16 protein-coding genes are annotated in these 18,387 nt (G+C 39.7%); 4 read left to right on the forward strand and 12 right to left on the reverse strand.

Annotation, left to right across the window (positions count from 1 at the left end; all coding sequences use genetic code 11):
- Window positions 1-486: transposase (locus HYU69_16720; GenBank protein MBI2271984.1), on the reverse strand; the 486-nt coding region annotated here is incomplete at its 3' end.
- 199 nt (window positions 487-685) lie between these two features.
- Complete coding sequence (locus HYU69_16725) at window positions 686-3,223, reverse strand: hypothetical protein (GenBank protein MBI2271985.1); 2,538 nt, start codon at window positions 3,221-3,223, stop codon at window positions 686-688.
- Window positions 3,224-3,461: 238 nt separating this feature from the next.
- Here HYU69_16725 and HYU69_16730 point away from each other — a divergent pair, with 238 nt between their 5' ends.
- The 4 genes from HYU69_16730 to HYU69_16745 all read left to right on the forward strand — a co-directional run bounded on the left by HYU69_16730 (window position 3,462) and on the right by HYU69_16745 (window position 7,956).
- The gene (locus tag HYU69_16730; protein ID MBI2271986.1) at window positions 3,462-4,340 is read left to right on the forward strand and encodes a M23 family metallopeptidase; all 879 of its coding nucleotides are present in this window, start codon (window positions 3,462-3,464) and stop codon (window positions 4,338-4,340) included.
- Window positions 4,341-4,384: 44 nt separating this feature from the next.
- Window positions 4,385-5,542, forward strand: a complete 1,158-nt coding sequence (locus HYU69_16735; GenBank protein MBI2271987.1) for a 1-deoxy-D-xylulose-5-phosphate reductoisomerase — start codon at window positions 4,385-4,387, stop codon at window positions 5,540-5,542.
- 93 nt (window positions 5,543-5,635) lie between these two features.
- The gene (gene rseP / locus HYU69_16740; protein MBI2271988.1) at window positions 5,636-6,946 is read left to right on the forward strand and encodes an RIP metalloprotease RseP; all 1,311 of its coding nucleotides are present in this window, start codon (window positions 5,636-5,638) and stop codon (window positions 6,944-6,946) included.
- A 281-nt stretch (window positions 6,947-7,227) separates the two neighbouring features.
- Entirely contained in the window at window positions 7,228-7,956 is a 729-nt protein-coding gene (locus HYU69_16745; protein ID MBI2271989.1) for a hypothetical protein, read from the forward strand.
- Here the strand turns inward: HYU69_16745 and argH are convergent, their stop codons facing one another.
- The 10 genes from argH to HYU69_16795 form a co-directional block, all read right to left on the reverse strand.
- Window positions 7,957-9,279 (reverse strand): argininosuccinate lyase, encoded by a 1,323-nt coding sequence (gene argH, locus HYU69_16750; protein MBI2271990.1) that lies wholly within the window; start codon window positions 9,277-9,279, stop codon window positions 7,957-7,959.
- Window positions 9,280-9,363: 84 nt separating this feature from the next.
- Window positions 9,364-10,209, reverse strand: a complete 846-nt coding sequence (locus tag HYU69_16755; protein ID MBI2271991.1) for a Bro-N domain-containing protein — start codon at window positions 10,207-10,209, stop codon at window positions 9,364-9,366.
- Between the two features lie 62 nt (window positions 10,210-10,271).
- Window positions 10,272-11,066: a hypothetical protein gene (locus HYU69_16760; GenBank protein ID MBI2271992.1), complete on the reverse strand. Its 795-nt coding sequence runs from the start codon at window positions 11,064-11,066 to the stop codon at window positions 10,272-10,274.
- A gap of 7 nt (window positions 11,067-11,073) precedes the next feature.
- Complete coding sequence (locus HYU69_16765) at window positions 11,074-12,150, reverse strand: M20 family metallo-hydrolase (protein ID MBI2271993.1); 1,077 nt, start codon at window positions 12,148-12,150, stop codon at window positions 11,074-11,076.
- A gap of 151 nt (window positions 12,151-12,301) precedes the next feature.
- Window positions 12,302-13,096 (reverse strand): acetylglutamate kinase, encoded by a 795-nt coding sequence (argB, locus tag HYU69_16770; protein ID MBI2271994.1) that lies wholly within the window; start codon window positions 13,094-13,096, stop codon window positions 12,302-12,304.
- Between the two features lie 102 nt (window positions 13,097-13,198).
- Window positions 13,199-14,146, reverse strand: coding sequence for an acetylornithine carbamoyltransferase (locus HYU69_16775; GenBank protein MBI2271995.1), 948 nt, complete (start codon window positions 14,144-14,146; stop codon window positions 13,199-13,201).
- Entirely contained in the window at window positions 14,143-15,285 is a 1,143-nt protein-coding gene (locus HYU69_16780) for an aspartate aminotransferase family protein (protein ID MBI2271996.1), read from the reverse strand. Before HYU69_16780 ends, HYU69_16775 begins: the two co-directional genes overlap by 4 nt.
- Before the next feature lie 104 nt (window positions 15,286-15,389).
- Complete coding sequence (locus HYU69_16785) at window positions 15,390-16,376, reverse strand: N-acetyl-gamma-glutamyl-phosphate reductase (GenBank protein ID MBI2271997.1); 987 nt, start codon at window positions 16,374-16,376, stop codon at window positions 15,390-15,392.
- Window positions 16,376-17,575, reverse strand: coding sequence for an argininosuccinate synthase (locus HYU69_16790; protein MBI2271998.1), 1,200 nt, complete (start codon window positions 17,573-17,575; stop codon window positions 16,376-16,378). The genes HYU69_16785 and HYU69_16790 overlap by 1 nt, the downstream gene beginning before the upstream one ends.
- Window positions 17,572-18,231: a GNAT family N-acetyltransferase gene (locus HYU69_16795; protein MBI2271999.1), complete on the reverse strand. Its 660-nt coding sequence runs from the start codon at window positions 18,229-18,231 to the stop codon at window positions 17,572-17,574. Before HYU69_16795 ends, HYU69_16790 begins: the two co-directional genes overlap by 4 nt.
- Window positions 18,232-18,387: the final 156 nt, after the last annotated feature.

Here is an 18,387-nt window from a genome sequence, read left to right on the forward strand (position 1 = left end):
CTTAATATTCGCATCTTCCAGTATCTTCAGCAAACGATTTTTTTCAGAGCTTACCTGCCCAACCAGTTTCTTTTTATACCGGAACAGATCACGTAATTCACGTATGTCTCTTGGCGGTATAAAGCTTCGTTTCAAAAGACCGCTCAACAGCAATTTGGCTATCCATGAACTATCCGCTTTATCTGTCTTGCGACCGGGTACATTTTTCATGTGCCGGGCATTGACAAGAAGAATATCAAAATTGGATTCCAATATATTGTATACTGGTTTCCAATACACCCCGGTGCTTTCCATCGCAACATGCGTAATGCCTGCCTGTTTTAACCAATCTCTCAATTCTGTCAAAGAACTTGTAAAGGTGGTAAAGGTTCGTGTTTCTGCTTTTATCTCTTTACCTTTAATTGTGGCTACCATTGTTTCCTTATGCACATCCAGTCCGCAACCTCGTTCAACTATTTGTTCGTATTCTACTTTTTCTGTTTCCATGATGCTATAAAGTTTTTGATTATAGCACCAAAGTTAAATGTTCATTCCTCTTTGTGTTTATTAAATCATGAATGCTTCATTTGTGTATAATTTTTAAGTTACCATTTGTCAGATGGAATACGCCATATTTATGTCCATTTGGTATGCCGAAGGTATATGGCTATTTCATGAGTATGAATTGTTATTTGACGGATAATATTTATTTCAAAAAATTTCCCTGAAAAAAAGCCATGTAGTCACTGATATTTTTTGCTTTATAGAACACCGGGAAGTTTTCGGAAGAAATAACAAACGTTTTTAATTTCGCTGCATCAAGGTCTGAAAAAATTTCTTTTTTATCTTTTGATATCAGATTGTAATAGGTCATGGCTTTTTCTTTGCCGACAAATGATTTCACACTTATCATTTGCTTTCCTGCGTCCAATAAAATATTTTCAATGAATAAATTATCCAAACTATAATACTCGGAGTTAATGTCTGAAAGCTCGATCTTTATTTTGTTGATGTCAATTGGCCCGTCATATACAAAAATCCAGTAATATTCAGCATCCTTGTTATACAGGTATTGAACAGCATTGTTAATCAGGCTGTCTTTTTTGGTATCCGAGAGCCCGTCTTTTTGTTTTTTGATCAGGTCAAGATATTCCTGGGCCTTGTCTTTCACTTCGTCTTTTGGATATTTGATCACGATACGTGTCAAAGCGCTTTCAAAAGCACTGGTTCCCTGTGTGCGTCCTATGGCAAGAGCTTCAAGCAGGTCGAATTTAGACAGCAGCGGACTCTTTCCAAGTGCGGTATCAGCGATCTGGCATTTGACGATCACAGCGAGGTAATTAGCATCACGGTACAACTGATATGTTTCAGTATATAGTTTTTCCGCTTCACCAATGTCCGCCTGTTTTTCTTTGTTATAATCGGGGTTGTCAATTATTTTGGCATATTCTGTTTCGGGGTATTTGGTAAGGAAGATGTTTTTATAATATTCTGCCCGGTCATTATCTCCGATTGTTAAATACAAACGGTATAACTGGTAATATGTTGAAAGTTTATATTTGTTCTCCGGATAGCGTTTCAGCATCTCTTCAAATGATTCGGCCGCTTTGTTGTTGTTGTATAACTGTTCTTTATAAATAGCTCCAAGGTTATAATAAGCGTCAACTATTTTTTCATTTGATTTTTGAACAGCGCTTTCAGTCAGCGGGAGATTTTGTAAATAATATTCTTTGCTTTTTTTGTTTGAAATTTTTGGACTTGCCTTTTTACTTGTGTCACTTGCAAGAGTCTGTTCAGGGTTTGTTCCGGAGTCATCCAGCACGATCTCTTTTGAAGCTCTTCTCCAGTTATCCTCCAGTTTGCGATCGCCCCATTTTTTACGAAACTCAGAAGCGCCAAAACTCACTGTCGTTGGATTATAGAAATACCATTGTCCGCTGTTTTGTTGCGCATTATTTTGCTGAGTGATCTGGGTAACCTGGAGAGCCTGTTGCTGTTGAAGCTGCTTTTCCTCTTCCTTTTTCTTTTCTTCTTCTTCAAGCTGAATGATCATTTTTTCTATCCTTGCATTGCGTTCTTTTTCATCCATTTTGGCAAAAAGTTGCAGGCTATCCTCTTTTGCAATAATATTCAGATTTTTAACCAACTCCGACAAACTGTTTTTTTTATTTACGATAAGTTCGTAGTTCGGAAATCCGGGTTTAACCAGTGTTACTGTGCTGTCGTAATAGGCCTGTGCTGATTTATAGTCCGTATTTGCAAAGGCGATATCTGCAAGTTTCAGGAAAGCAAGAGCTTTTTGGGTATTGTTGGAAACACTTGCCTGTGCCGACTTTTTAAGGTAATTTATGCACTGCGGGATATCGTTTTCTTTTTCCGCTATTTCAGCCAGCACGTAATAGATCTGGTCGAAATACTCCGTGTTTTTTTCATCTTTCAGCATCTTATTCAATTCTTTTTTTATTGATGCTCCTGCGGTTGATGATGTAACTTCAAAGCAGCGCGCGCGGTTAATCTGTGAATTGAAGGTTAACTCATAGCCGGGGTTTATTCTGATAACTTCGCTGTATAATGCAGAGGCCTTTTTTGTTTTCCCCAGCTTTTGTTCCAGTTGCGCTTCTATAAACATATAGCGCGCGCGTACTTTCTTCTTTTTGGTTAACGCAATAGCAATATTTAAAGGCTTTAAAGCTCCTCCGTAATTTTCGCGTAAAATAAAATGTTGGGCTTGAATAGCTGCTAACTCGGCTTTATATTCTTTGGGAAATTCTTTCTCATCCGCTAACAGATCGATCATAGATTCAGCCTGGGATATACTGCCAAGTTCATCATAGGAGCGAATAAGCCACATCATACCTTTGAACCGGGTGGGAAGGGTTTTATATGTTTTGGCAACATAGTCGAAGGTCTCGATGCCGGAAAAAAAATCGCGTTTATAAAAATGCGCCTGACCCATAAGCAGGTAGCTGTCATCAATCCATTTACAGGCTCCCGGAATTTCTTTTTTGCTTTTGGTGGTTATGGTATGACGATGAATAACAGTAGAAAGTTTTTTTATCGCTTTATCCATATCCGGGAACAGTCCTTTTGCCTCATCCGCTGAAGGATATATATAAACAGGTAAAATTTGTGTAAAATCATCTTTGTGATTTTTTTCGAGTCGGCTTACGGCATCTTTTACACTTTCATTTGCATAAAAATAGCCGTTGAAGCGGGAAGTGGTGTTATGAAAAGTTCTGGTCACAAAAGTATTGCGCTTTGTTGAGCAACCGGTTATAAACACCAAAAGCCCTGTGAAAAGAAGGGCGAAAAAAACACTTTTTAATATGTTGCCGCGTATCACTTAAATGCTTGCTGGTACAACGCTGGAAAGGCAAAATTATTATAATTTTTTGAGCATCCTTTCTATTCTTTTCTTTATTGCGAAACATTAGTGAATTTAAGGGATATAAAGGGGTATTTTTGCGATATTTACAACCCTTATGTCGCCCGAAACACATAAAAAGCGCAGTTTGTCGGAACGCCTGCGTGATCGTTACAGGTTGGTTATACTAAATGACTCTTCTTTTGAAGAGAAGTTTGTATTAAAATTAAAGCCATTATCACTGTTTATTGGTATTGGCGCTACAATTATTTTACTTATTGTTATTGTTATCAGCACTATTGCATTTACTCCCCTTCGGGAATATATTCCGGGGTATGCCGATATTACGATGCGCCGCTCCCTGATAAATCTCGCTGTAAGAGCCGATTCGCTGCAATACGAATTGGCCCTGAAAACACAATACATCGAAAATATTAATAATGTGATCAGCGGGAATATTAAACCGGACAGCATCCAGAACAAACGCGACACGACCAAAAACTATAAAGCCCTAATCATTGCCAGCCAGCCCTCAAAAGAAGATTCTATTTTGCGAAGCGAGGTAGAACACAAGGAGCGCTTTAGCCTTGCACAGAGTGATGGGAAGCCTGCAAATAATGGGATTTCCAGTTTTTTCTTTTTCACCCCTTTAAAGGGAACCGTTACAACGTCATTTAAAATTGCCGATGAACATTTCGGAGTGGACGTTGTTGCTAAAGAAAATGAAGCCATCAAATCAACACTTGACGGGACCGTTATATTGGCAGCGTGGACCACAGAAACCGGCTACACTGCGCAGGTACAGCATAGTAATAACCTGATCTCGGTGTATAAACATTGTTCGGCGTTAATGAAAAAAACGGGGGCTTTTGTAAAGGCGGGTGAAGTGATCGCAATTGTGGGTAATAGCGGCGAACAATCTACCGGTCCGCATTTGCATTTCGAATTATGGTATAATGGGAACCCGATCGATCCGCAGGATTATATGGTGTTTTAGTTAGGTGAAAAAGGAATTAGTTATTAAGTATATAATCAGTGCGAATGAAACCTGAAACCAAAAAACTTGCCATCCTGGGTTCTACCGGCTCCATTGGTACGCAGGCACTTGATGTAATTCGTGCGAATCCGGAAATGTTTTCTGTGGAAGTATTGACAGCAAATGGAAATGCGGATCTGCTTATCAAACAGGGGTTGGAATTTAATCCCAACATAGTTGTTATTGCAGATGACAGCAAATGGAAATTTGTAAAAGACGCATTGTTTGACAAAGGCATAAAAGTATTTACGGGCAATAGTGCGGTTGAACAGGTAGTACAAATGGATGAAATTGACATGGTGCTTGCTGCCATTGTGGGCTATGCCGGATTGGCGTCAACCCTAAGCGCGATAAAAGCAGGAAAGCAAATTGCATTGGCCAATAAAGAAACATTGGTTGTGGCAGGAGAGCTTGTTACCGCTCTTGCCAAAGAAAAGGGAATTAATATTTACCCGGTTGATTCAGAACATTCGGCTATTTTTCAATGTTTGGCGGGTGAATTCCACAACCCGGTTGAAAAAATATATTTAACCGCTTCCGGTGGACCTTTCCGGGGGAAGGACACAAAATATCTTTCAACGGTTACAAAAGCGCAGGCACTCAAACATCCCAACTGGGACATGGGAGCAAAAATTACCATCGACTCTGCAACCCTTATGAACAAAGGACTTGAAGTGATAGAGGCAAAATGGCTATTTCACCTTAAGCCTGAACAGATCGATGTGATCGTGCATCCGCAATCAATTATTCATTCGATCGTTCAGTTTCAGGATGGTTCCATGAAAGCCCAGATGGGCTTGCCCGACATGAAGCTGCCTATTCAATATGCATTGGCATACCCGAATCGTTTACCTTCAACTTTTAAACGGTTTAATTTTTTAGACTATCCCAATTTAACCTTCGAGCAACCTGATAAAAAAGCATTCCGTTGTCTTGATCTGGCATTTCAGGCCATGAATAAGGGCGGAAATACAGCTTGTGTACTTAATGCCGCCAATGAAATTGCCGTGGCAGCGTTTTTGCAGGATAAGATCAGCTTTGTGAAGATCGCTGATGTGATTGAACAATGTATGAGTAAAATTAATTTTATCGCAAAGCCCTCTTATGAAGATTATGTAAATACAAACAAAGAAACCCGTAAATTTGCGCTGACGTTATTGTAATAAATGGGTGTAATATTTAAACACACCCCTGCTCCTCTCAAGAGGGAAGGCCATCGTTTTGGCGACAATAACTTAATAACTGATAACTAAACCATGATCCAGGCCATTCAATTTATACTTAGCCTCTCGATTCTAATTGTGCTGCACGAGCTGGGGCACTTTATTCCTGCTAAACTTTTTAAAACTAAAATTGAAAAATTCTATTTGTTTTTCGATCCATGGTTCTCACTTTTTAAAATAAAGCGTGGTGAAACAGAGTACGGCATCGGCTGGCTTCCTTTGGGCGGCTATGTAAAAATTGCAGGCATGATCGATGAGTCGATGGACAAAGAACAAATGAAACTTCCTCCTCAACCCTGGGAGTTTCGCTCCAAACCTGCCTGGCAGCGTCTCATTATTATGTGTGGTGGTGTAACCGTGAATGTTATACTTGGTGTACTTATTTATGCAATGGTACTGTTTGCCTGGGGCGAAGAATATCTCCCGACTAAAAATGCTAAGTATGGCATTGCTTGTGACTCTACCGCATTGAGAATGGGCTTTAAAGATGGGGATAAAATACTTTCTGTTGACAATAAAGAGGTGGACAATTTTAACAAGATCCCTCTTGAAATAATTTTAAATAAAGCCAAAAGTGTGCAGGTGGATCGGGATGGACAGAAATTAGATATTCCGATAAAAGAAGAATATTTTACGGAACTTATCAAGGGCAAGGTCTCATTATTTGATATACGTATGCCTTGTGAGGTGGATTCCGTTATTCCCGGAATGGCTGCCGATTTAGGAGGATTAAAGAAAGGAGATAAAATAATTTCAATTGATTCTGTTCCGACGGCCTTTTATCAAAATGTTGTGCAGTCTCTTCAACGCCATAAGGAGGCATTCGTAAAGGTTAATGTGAATCGTAATAACGATACTGTTGCGTTGAAGATATATGTATCAGCTGAAGGAAAGTTGGGTTTCATTAACAAAGGCCCTTTGGACTATTTTCAGTTTTCTACACGTAGCTACAGCTTTTTGGAATCATTTCCTGCCGGTATCCACAAAGGGGTCGAAACAATGGACAGTTATATCAAGCAAATGAAAATGATATTTACCACAAAGGATGCTCACAAATCCCTTGGCGGTTTTATAACCATTGGTAAAGCATATTCGCCTGTATGGGATTGGCAGCGTTTTTGGGTATTTACAGCATTTTTATCTATTGTGCTCGCCATTATGAATATATTGCCTATTCCGGCGTTAGATGGCGGGCATATGATGTTTTTGCTTTACGAAGTGATAACGCGCCGTAAGCCAAATGAAAAGGTAATGGAATACGCGCAATATGCCGGAATGATGTTATTGCTGGCATTATTGTTGTACGCCAATGGAAATGATGTGATGAGGCTGTTTATAAAATAAAGGTCCTCACCCCTATCCGGAGGAGAGGGAGTTTGATAAACCTATTTAATATGACACGGTTAATTTTATTGCCTCAAAAATTTTTTTCCCTCGCCTGCCTGTCGAAGCATTTCTGCGTAGACACGGCCCCTCGTCCCTCGTTTCTCGCTTGCCTGCCGAAGCATTTCCGCGCAGGTGTGGCCCTTTTGTCTCTTATCTCATGTCTCATATCTCACATCTCCTTTTCCCAAAGCACAACTGTTTCGCCCTCCTCCGATAAGCCCAAAATTGCCCCCCCTTCAATGATTGAAAGGAAAGACACACGCAAAGTATTAGTCATTCCTTTTGAACCAAAATTGTATATGTCGGAAATTGACCAGAATGTGAATAAGGAAACAAAGATGAATTTTAATCAGATCCGCTATGCCTTTCGTTCCGGGCTTGATTATAGTGTTGTTGCAGAATTCAAAAAAAAATACAGCGTAATTTCATTGTTGAGTGATACGGCCAGGTCAATGAGCGATCAGTATTACATTTATTCCTCAATAGCTTATAAATATGATGTTGTTCCGGATTCAACCGGAAAGACACAAGCAGACCATATGATAAATAAGCCTAAAATTCAAAACGGCCAGATCATAGTTGCTACCAACGACCAGCGAAAATTCATGAATACAAGAATCACCAACCCGAATTTACTGACCACCCTTCATAAAAAATATGGTACGGAGATATTTATTTTTATTAACCAACTCGACATGAAGATCAACGTTGATAATAGTGGAAATAGCACTACCGGAGGGTTTGACCGCACCGCGGCGGTTCATTATTCCATATTTGATCTGAGCGGCAATTTATTGAATTCAGGACTAGCAACTAAAAATTTTCCTGCTAATACGAATAACCCCAATAGAATAGTAAATGACTATTTTTCCGGTATAGCAGAAACAATCCTCGCAAATTATCTCGCTGCAACGGCTCCAAAAGTTGAAAAGGGTAAAGGAGTGCTCGAATGGCAGGACGGGAAATAATTATTTGACCAGATCCAACATCACAGACTTTTTCCCCAACGCTGCTTTCGCCTTATTAAATTGCGTTACTATCTTATCATTATTCAAATTACCAATACTGCCTTGGTGTGTATATACAACCTTCTTAGGACGTGTAAATTTTCCTTTGGCAATTGTTTCTCCAACTTGTTTGTACGCATCACGGAATGGGATCCCCTGCATTACTAATTGATTGACAGATTCAACGCTGTAAAGCATATCGTATTTCTTGTCGTTCAATATATCCTTTTTAATGGAAATGTTTTCGAGCATTAATATGGTCATAGCAATGCATTCCTGCAGGGATATAATGGCAGGAAAAATAATTTCCTTGGTTAATTGCAGGTCCCGGTGATAGCCCGATGGCAGGTTATTAGTGAGTAATGTAAGTTCATTTGGAATGGATTGTATCCTGTTGCAACGCGCACGGATCAACTCGAATACATCAGGATTCTTTTTATGCGGCATAATGCTTGAACCTGTTGTTAACTCATCAGGAAACGAAACAAAACTGAATTCCTGGTTCATATATAAGCACATGTCGTATGCCAGCTTCGCTAATGTGGAGGCCACATTAGCCATTCCCATGGCCGTAACTTTTTCCGATTTTCCCCGTGTCATTTGGGCATAAACAACATTGTGGTTCAGGCTTTCAAAACCAAGACAGTCGGTTGTCATTTTACGATTTAGCGCAAATGAGGATCCATAACCGGCTGCAGAACCGAGTGGGTTTTTGTTCACCACATCATAGGCTGCCGTAAGCATTCCCACATCATCAACCAAACTTTCGGCATAGGCTCCAAACCACAAGCCGAACGAAGAAGGCATTGCTACCTGGAAATGTGTATAGCCGGGGAACAAATGATCTTTGTACTTTTCACTTTGCTTAATGAGCAGCTTGAAAAGCTCTTCAACACTGTCAGTTATCTCTTTTATATTTTCGCGCAGAAATAATTTTAGATCAACCAACACCTGATCGTTGCGGGAGCGGCCCACATGAATCTTTTTGCCGGTTTCGCCAAGAGCTTGTGTAAGCATCAACTCTATTTGCGAATGTACATCCTCTACTCCATCTTCAATTTTAAATTTTCCGGCTTTAATTTGTTTGTATATTTTTTTTAGTTCTATCTCTATCTTTTTTAATTCCTCTTTTGTCAGCAGGCCAATAGAAGTTATCATCCGTGCATGCGCAATAGAGCCAAACACATCGTATTTAGCCAGCTGTATGTCGAACATCGCATCGTTGCCAACGGTGAACAGTTCTATCTTTTCGTTTGTTTTATATCCTTTTTGCCAGAGTTTCATACGGTAAAGGTATGTACTTTATTGATATTGTTTTTCAGCGATTACAATTTGTAACCAACTGAAACCTTCCTGTTTTAGGTTTGGTTATCTCTTTTTCCCTTTTCCTTTATTTAATTCTTTCTTTTTCTCTGCTTCGGGCAAATAATTGTCTTTGGATATTACTTTTTTACCTGTCCGGCTTTCAAGTTCTCGTCTTGCGTTGCCTGCTACGCTCCCTCCTTGTTTAGCTGCTTTGCGATTTTCTATAAATCCTTTTGGATTCTGCGTCTTTACAATTTCAGTTGTCGAAGCCTCTCCAAGCATTGAAAAGATCAACTCAAGGTCGGTCATGTGGTCTCTGAGGTTTTGGCTTTTAAGACCTTTTACATTTTTGTATTGTGTAGGGGTTAATCCAAATGTCGCTTTTGAAATTTCAGCAGTAAGGATCGCGTATTCTCTTTGCTCTTTTACTCCCCTGTTTTTCCATTCTTCTGTCAGTTCTTCACGTATCGCGATACTGCGCATACGTTTTTCTATCCAGTCGTCAGAATACCCTTTCAGTTTATAAAGTTCTCTTGTGCGTTGGGTCGCTAATTCCGGATTTTCAATTTCGTCCAATCTGTCCGAGCCAACTTGCGCCAACCAAAGTTTAAAGGGTTCTGCTTTTGGTGATGGAATAGATTGAATAATTCTCAGAAGCCCCTGAGCATTGGCGGCTTGAACTTTTCGTTTTTTGCCGTCAGCAGCCATCATTTCAACCAGGGGACAAATTGTCCCCCAGTTGGAATTTAGCTGAACATCACGCTTTTTCATTTTTTTGATATAATCCTTTACATCAGAAGTATCCGTTAATAATTGAACTACATCCTGAATAGAAAAATACCACTTCTGCTCGGTTTCATCCCAAGCACTTCGTATTTGTTTGCTTTCAAATAGTTTAATGTTACTCATAATGTTGTGAACAACTCTATCTTTTCGTTTGTTTTATATCCTTTTTGCCAGAGTTTCATGGGTTAATTTTTGATTTTCTTTTTTTCTCCCGATAATTTTATTTTTTCATCTATTTCAAAAGTGATAGAGTTTTTTAAAAAATCTTGAATATGTACCTGCCCCTTCCCATATGCCCATAAAAACAATTCGATACCTAATGGTGAAGGTTGCAGTATCATTCCTCCAACATTGCTTTCGGGAAAAGTTTTTTGAATGTGTTCCTTTCCGCCAAATTGAAAATACCCATCGATTAAGTCTTCTTTTAAAAGACCAAAAATGGAATGATTAATTAAGTTTGAAATTTCTTTTTTCTCTTCTTCAACAAAATCCATTGCTATAGCATATGTTTCAATTGGGATAAATACCCTTAAATTATTTCTTTCTTGGTCAAATGCAACATTTGTAGACTCCCCGTTGTATAGCTCTTTAACAGTGTGATACATAATATAGTGCAGGCGCAATTGATAGGATGATAGCCTACTTATAAGCGCATTAAAATAAGCCCCCCTATCATCTCTTGATATTCCACTTCTTGATGAAGCGAGTACTCCACCAAAGTAATCAACGGAAAGAAAATCATCACAATATGAGCCTTCGTTAATTATTCCTTTTAATACTTTCGGAGAAACCCCACCACTTTCCTCGTCAAGCTTTTTACCTAATTTTTTGCCTGCATTAGAAAAAATATTTTTCAATGTATCCACCCTTTTTTCTGTAAAATCTTTTAACCCTTTTCCGAGATAATCGGCAGTTGGTCCAAGTATTTTTCCAACAATTTCTTTACTTCCTAAAATGGTTAACCCCGTTCCTATGTCCATTTATTTATTATTTTATTATTTCCCCCAACAACCTCCTATAAACCTCAATCCCCTCCTTTATTTCACCCAATCCAATATACTCATCCGCCGAATGTGAGCGTGCACTATCACCCGGCCCTATCTTCACCGAAGGCGCATCAATCAGCGATTGGTCGGATAAAGTAGGTGAGCCAAATGTTTTAATGCCAAGTGTCTTCGCTGCTTTTACAAGTGCATGATCTTTACTAATAAAAGAAGGCTGCAGGCGTGTTGAGCGTGGCATAATATCGGAAGACACATGCTGTTTAATAATGGCAAGTGTTTCTTCATTGGTATAAGCATCTGTTGTACGCACATCAACTGTAAATTTACATTCATCAGGAACCACGTTATGCTGTTTGCCTGAATTAATAATGGTGGTACTCATTTTTACCGGCCCCAGTGTTTCAGATACTTTTGGGAACTGGTAATTTTTTATCCATTCAATATCTTTTATGGCTTTGTAAATGGCGTTATCGCCTTCGTTGCGTGCGGCATGTCCTGCAACGCCTTTTGCTGTGCAATCCAAAACCATCAAACCTTTTTCGGCAATGGCCATTTGCATTTGAGTTGGTTCACCTACAATTACACAATCCAAAGCAGGCAAATCTTTGAGGATCTTCGCAATGCCATTATTCCCGGAAATTTCTTCTTCAGCTGTAGCGGCAAGGATAATATTGTATTTCAGATCAGCTCTTTCATAAAATGATACAAAGGTCGCGATCAGTGCTACCAATGGTCCTCCTGCATCGTTACTGCCGAGGCCGAATAATTTAGCTTCTTCTACTTCCGGCAAGAATGGGCTGCGTGTATAGCCAGCATTGGGCTTTACCGTGTCATGGTGAGAGTTTAATAATATAGTAGGTTTACTCTTATCGAAATGTTTATTGAGGACCCATACATTATTTTTCTTACGCTGCGTTTTCATATTCCGTTCCGCAAAAAAATTCTCAATCGCTCCTGCTGTTCCTTCTTCCTCTTTACTGAATGAGGGAATCGCAATAAGCTCTTTCAGCAGTTCTACCGCATCATGAAATAATTTTTCAGACGTTACCGCTTCGCTCATTTATCAAATAATAATTTTTGGTGGGCTTTAGTGTTTTGGTGTTTTAGTGGCAATTTAATTTTAGCCACCAAAGCCTGCCTACCGGACAGGCGGGCACGAAAGCTCCAAATTTTCACCAAATATTTTTCTAAAAAATTCACAATAATCCTATTTAACAGATGCGTGTGCCAATGGGCTGTGTATTATTTATAATAGATGGCAAATGAAATGCATTACAAATGTATACCGAATGAACACCTTTTGCGATGGTCTCGAAAGCATTGTCCAGCTTGGGAATCATTCCTTCATAAATTTGTTTTTTGCTTTTTAATTCTTCGAACTGTGATTTTTTCAATTCACGTATAAAGGAAGTATCATCATTTACATCAAGTAATACCCCGTTTTTCTCAAAGCAATAAAATAAATGTGTTTCGAATTTTTTTGCTGTTGCATAAGCCAATACCGCGGCGATTGTGTCAGCATTGGTATTTAGCAGGTTTCCGTTTCCGTCATGTGTAATAGGACAAACAACCGGCATTACATTTTGCGCAAGAAGTGAGGATATCAATTCTACATTCACGGAATCATCTTCTATATCACCTACAAAACCGTAGTCAATCGTTTTAACAGGGCGTTTTTTGGCTTTTATCAGGTTTCCGTCTGCACCGCTAAATCCAATGGCATTACAACTTTTGGACTGCAATGCCGCTACTACTTTTTTATTAATAAGCCCTGCATAGGTCATGGTAACCAGATCAATGGTGGCTTCATCAGTTATCCTGCGGCCTTCCACCATTTTGGTTTCAATACCTAATTTTTTTCCGAGTTCGGTGGCAATTTTTCCTCCGCCATGCACTAATATTTTTTTCCCTTTAATACCTGCAAAATCGCCCAGAAATCTGTCAAGGGCTTTAGGGGCGTCGAGTACGTTGCCGCCGATCTTTATTATGTATAATTTCTCTTTCATGGTTATAAATAGAACACTGATTTTTATGATCGTTATGATTTTTTATGATCAGGATCTGCGCAGATCATAATAATCATAAAAATCTGCGTTCCCTTTTCTATATTATTTCTTTAACATATTCTTCAACACAGCCTGTGCTGCATACACTCTGTTCTCCGCTTGCTGTAATATCAATGAATTTGGCCCATCAATCACTTCATGCGCTAGTTCCAATCCCCGGCGCACGGGTAAGCAGTGCATTACTTTTGCTTTATTTGTTTGCTCCAGTTTTTTGTTGGTAAGCATCCATCCTTCGCCGGAGGAAAGTATTTTGCCATAATCGCTGTAGCTCGACCAGTTTTTTACATACACAAAATCAGCTCCCTTGAGTGCTTCATCCTGGTCATGCAAAATAGCTGCTTTGCCTGTGAATTTTTTATCCAATTCATAGCCTTTCGGATGTGTAATAACAAAATCTACATCCGCATTGTTCATCCATTCGGCAAAGGAATTGGAAACGGCTTGCGGCAATGATTTTATATGAGGAGCCCATGTAAGAACTACTTTTGGTTTTTTATTTTTCTTGCGGTTCTCTTCGATGGTAATAAGGTCGGCAAAACTTTGCAATGGATGCAGGGTAGCGCTTTCGAGGCTTATAACAGGCACTTTTGCATATTTGATAAACCTGGAAAGTGTTTCTTCGTTGTAATCTTCCGCTTTGTTTTTCAGGCCGGGGAAAGACCGTATACCAACAATATCACAATATGTTCCAATAACTGCAGCAGCATCTTTAATATGTTCCACGGTTGAGCCATTCATTATTACATCATCCTGCATCTCAAGCGCCCAGCCATCCTTGTCCATATTCATTACCATTACATTCATGCCAAGGTTCATGGCGGCTTTTTGGGTACTTAAACGTGTACGCAGACTTGGATTTAAGAAGAGCAATCCCAGCGTTTTGTTTTTGCCAAGCTTTGAAAAAGCTAAAGGATCTGATTTTAATTTTAACGCTTCTTTAACGAAGGATTTAATATTGGCAACATCAGTTACTGAAGTGAATTGGTTCATGCGCCAACCGGGCTTTGCGCCAGGACTTGTTTAAATGCGTTATTGAATTGATCGATGTCTTCCTGCTTAACATTAAGCGCAGGTAATAAACGGATCACATTTTTGTTTGAAGCAGAACCGGTAAATATATTGTGTTCAAACAATAGTTTCTTACGGATCTCCGCGCAAGGTGCATCCAGTTCTACTCCTATCATTAAGCCCAGGCCGCGCACTTCTTTTACACCATTCAATTTTTTAAGTTCATTTATCCAGTTGTTGCCAACGCGCAAAGCCTGCTCAACAAGATTTTCTTCTTTGATCACTTCCAGCACCGCTATTGCTGCAGCACAGGCTAAATAATTTCCGCCAAAAGTAGTGCCAAGTAAACTATGCTTAGGTTTTATTTCGGGTGAAATTAAAACGCCGGCGACAGGAAACCCATTCCCCATGCCTTTAGCTGTGGTTATTATATGCGGTTTTACCCCGGAGTATTGATGCGCGAAAAATTTTCCTGAACGTCCGTAGCCTGATTGCACTTCATCCAATATAAATACCGCTCCATGCTGTTTACAAAGAGTATCTATCTTTTTCAAAAATGAATTGGTAGGAATGTTTACTCCGCCAACGCCTTGAATGCCTTCTATAATCACAGCACAAACATCTTTATTCATGGCCTGTTCAAGTGCGGTCTCATCATTGAAAGGTAAAAACTGGATGTTAGGCGTTTCATTAACAGGGGCAACAATACTTTTGTCATCTGTAGCGGCAACAGCCAATGAAGTGCGCCCATGAAACGATTTGCTGAAAGAAATTATTTTTTTCTTGCCTGTGTGAAAGGATGCCAGTTTAATTGCATTTTCATTTGCCTCAGCGCCGGAATTACATAAAAACAACTGGTAATCATTATACCCGCTCAACTCACCCAATTTCTCTGCCAGCTCATTTTGCTGTTCAATTTTTATCGAGTTAGAATAAAATCCGATCTGATCAAGCTGATCTTTTATTTTCTTTACATAATGCGGATGACTATGCCCGATGGATATCACAGCATGTCCGCCATATAAGTCAAGATACTTTTTCCCTTTGCTATCCCACAAGGTTGAGCCCTGTGCTTTCGCAATGGTGATGTCGAATAATGGATATACGTCAAATAATTTCATAATAAATACATTTAAAAAACACACCCCTGCCTTCGTTAAGGCTTCGGCAGACAAGCCTGCTTGCCCGCAGGCAAACACCCCCCCCCTCTCCAGAGGGGAAAAAATCAAAACGCACTTGCTTTCAAGTTCAATCCTGTCTTCTCATCCAGCCCGCACATCAGATTCATATTCTGAACAGCCTGTCCTGACGCGCCTTTCAGCAGGTTGTCGATTATGCTTGTAATTAATAACTGATCGCCATGTTTTTGTAGGTGAACGATTCCTTTATTGGTGTTCACCACTTGTTTCAGGTCGATCTTATTTGTACTTACATGTGTAAATGAACTATCTTTGTAATAGTTCTGATAAAGTTCGATCGCATCTTTTTCTGTGCCTTTATAAGGTGTGTAAACAGATGCCATAATTCCTCTTGTAAAATTACCGCGATACGGAATAAAATGAATGTTCTTTTTAAACGAAGGCTGCAATTGCAAAACAGAATGTGTTATTTCATTCAGATGCTGGTGCTCAAAAGCCTTGTAAGTCGACATATTACTATAGCGCCAGGTAAAATGTGTTTCGGGTTTCAATGCCTGCCCTGCTCCTGTGCTGCCTGTTATCGCTGAGATGTGAACATCTTCGTTCAGTAATTTTTTAGCTGCAAGCGGCAATAGGGCCAATTGGATTGATGTGGCAAAGCAGCCGGGGTTGGCAATATTTTCAGCTGTTTTAATTGAAGTGTTATTCAGCTCCGGTAATCCATAAATAAAATTCCGGTTTTGCTTTTTGAAAGCAGCATCAACCCGGAAATCCTGGCTCAGATCAATGATCCGGATATCCTTGTTTATATCGTTCTGTTCCAGGAATTTTACGGAGTCCCCATGTCCAAGACATAAATAAAGCACATCAATATCCTGATCAATAGTTGAAGAAAATTTCAGATCACAATCACCCAGCATATCAGTGTGCACACCATAAATATATTTATCTGCATTGGAAGTACTGTGCACAAATTTTATTGAAACATTAGGATGAAAAATTAAAATACGGATCAACTCCCCTGCTGTATAGCCGGCTCCGCCTATGATACCGATATTTAATTTTTTACCCATCAGGGATTAATTTTGTTAACTGCGTTATAGATAGCCACCTGGTTTCCAAAAATTTTCGCGAAACCTTTTACATCATCACCAGTCCATGAATTGTTCATTTCGCCATAACTGCCGAATTTAGCCGACATCAGGTCGTGCTCTGAATCAATGCCGTTTACTTTAAACCCATAAGGAGCAAGCGTAAGAAAAACTTTACCACTTACAAATTGTTGTGTGTCTTTCAGGAATTTTTCGATGTTGCGCATTACAGGATCCAGGAACTGACCTTCATGCAGCCAGTTGCCGTACCATACACTCATTTGGTCTTTCCAATACAATTGCCATTTGGTAAGCGTGTGTTTTTCCAGGGCGTGATGCGCTTTAATTGTGATAAGGGGTGCCGCAGCCTCAAAGCCAACACGGCCTTTTATGCCGATAATAGTATCACCCACATGTATATCACGACCTATTGCAAATGGCGAAGCCAGTTCATTTAACTTTGCAATAGCCTTTGCGGGACTTTTAAATTTTTCGTCGTTAAGTCCGACGAGTTCTCCTTTTTCAAAAACGAGTGTGACATTTTCCGGCGTTTTTTTCTTTAGCTGCGATGGATATGCTTCTTCCGGCAATGCTCCGCCTGAAGTAAGTGTTTCCTTCCCTCCTACCGATGTGCCCCAAATACCTTTATTGATGGAGTATGCAGCCTTTTCAAAATTCATCTGCACACCATGTTTTTTTAAATATTCTATTTCTGCCTGGCGCGATAATTTCAGATCGCGTATTGGAGTAATGATCTCGGCTTTCGGAATAAGAATGTTGAACGCCATATCAAAGCGCACCTGGTCGTTGCCGGCACCTGTACTGCCATGTGCTACAGCATCGGCATTTATTTTTTGTACGTATTTCGCTATAGTCAATGCCTGGAAGATACGTTCCGCACTTACAGAAAGCGGATACGTACCGTTTTTAAGTACGTTGCCATATATCAAATACCTGATACACTGATTGTAAAAATCATCAACCGCATTTATACATGAATAGGAAGCAGCGCCTAACGAAAGCGCACGTTTTTCAATCTCCGCGATATCCTGTTTTGTAAACCCTCCGGTATCAACAGTTACGGCATGTACCTCCATATTCTTTTCTTTGGAGAGATAAATGGCACAGAAGGTAGTATCAAGTCCTCCGCTATAAGCGAGCACAACTTTTTTCTTACTCATTTTTGATTCAGGTCTTTTTTTAAGAACACAAATTTTTTCAGGCTCAGAAAACGTTCATATAGCTTTGATCTTTTTTTAAAAGTATCGGCCGGGGTTTCCTGTTTCTTTTCTTTTTCAGCAGGATTGTATAGCATAGCTGTACATAAACAATTTGTGCGGCCTTTCATGGAAAGAATATCAAAGTTAACGCAGCTTTGGCAGCCTTTCCAGAATTCATTATCGGTAGTCAGTTCAGAATATGTAACCGGCTCGTAGCCCAACTCTGAGTTGATCTTCATAACAGCCAATCCCGTAGTTAATCCGAAAATTTTCGCGTTGGGGTATTTGGTGCGTGATAATTCAAATATTTTTAGTTTAATCGCTTTTGCCAAACCGCTTTTACGGAATTTTGGGGAAACAATTAACCCGGAGTTGGCAACAAATTGTTCGTGGCTCCATGTTTCGATGTAACAAAAACCGGCCCAGGCACCATCGTTATGTAGCGCAATAACAGCCTTGCCTTCCAGCATTTTCTGAGCGACATAATCGGGGGAACGCTTAGCTATGCCGGTACCGCGAACCTTCGCGGATTCAGCCATTTCTTCAACGATCTGTTCCTTGTAGCCAACATGTTCAGGGCCTGCCACAACAATTTTGAAATCCGGTAATGCACTCATCTCAAACCCTTTTAAGTACTATTTTCTCCCATCTGATTTGGGCGGATAAATATAAATAAAAAGAGGGAGAAACAGTCCAAAAATTATTCAATAATAACCAGAGGAAGACGTTGTGTGAAGGCATTGTCTGGCCTACAGTCAGGATAGTATCTTAGA

It is taken from the genome of Bacteroidota bacterium, assembly GCA_016183775.1.
Lineage (GTDB): Bacteria > Bacteroidota > Bacteroidia > JABDFU01 > JABDFU01 > JABDFU01.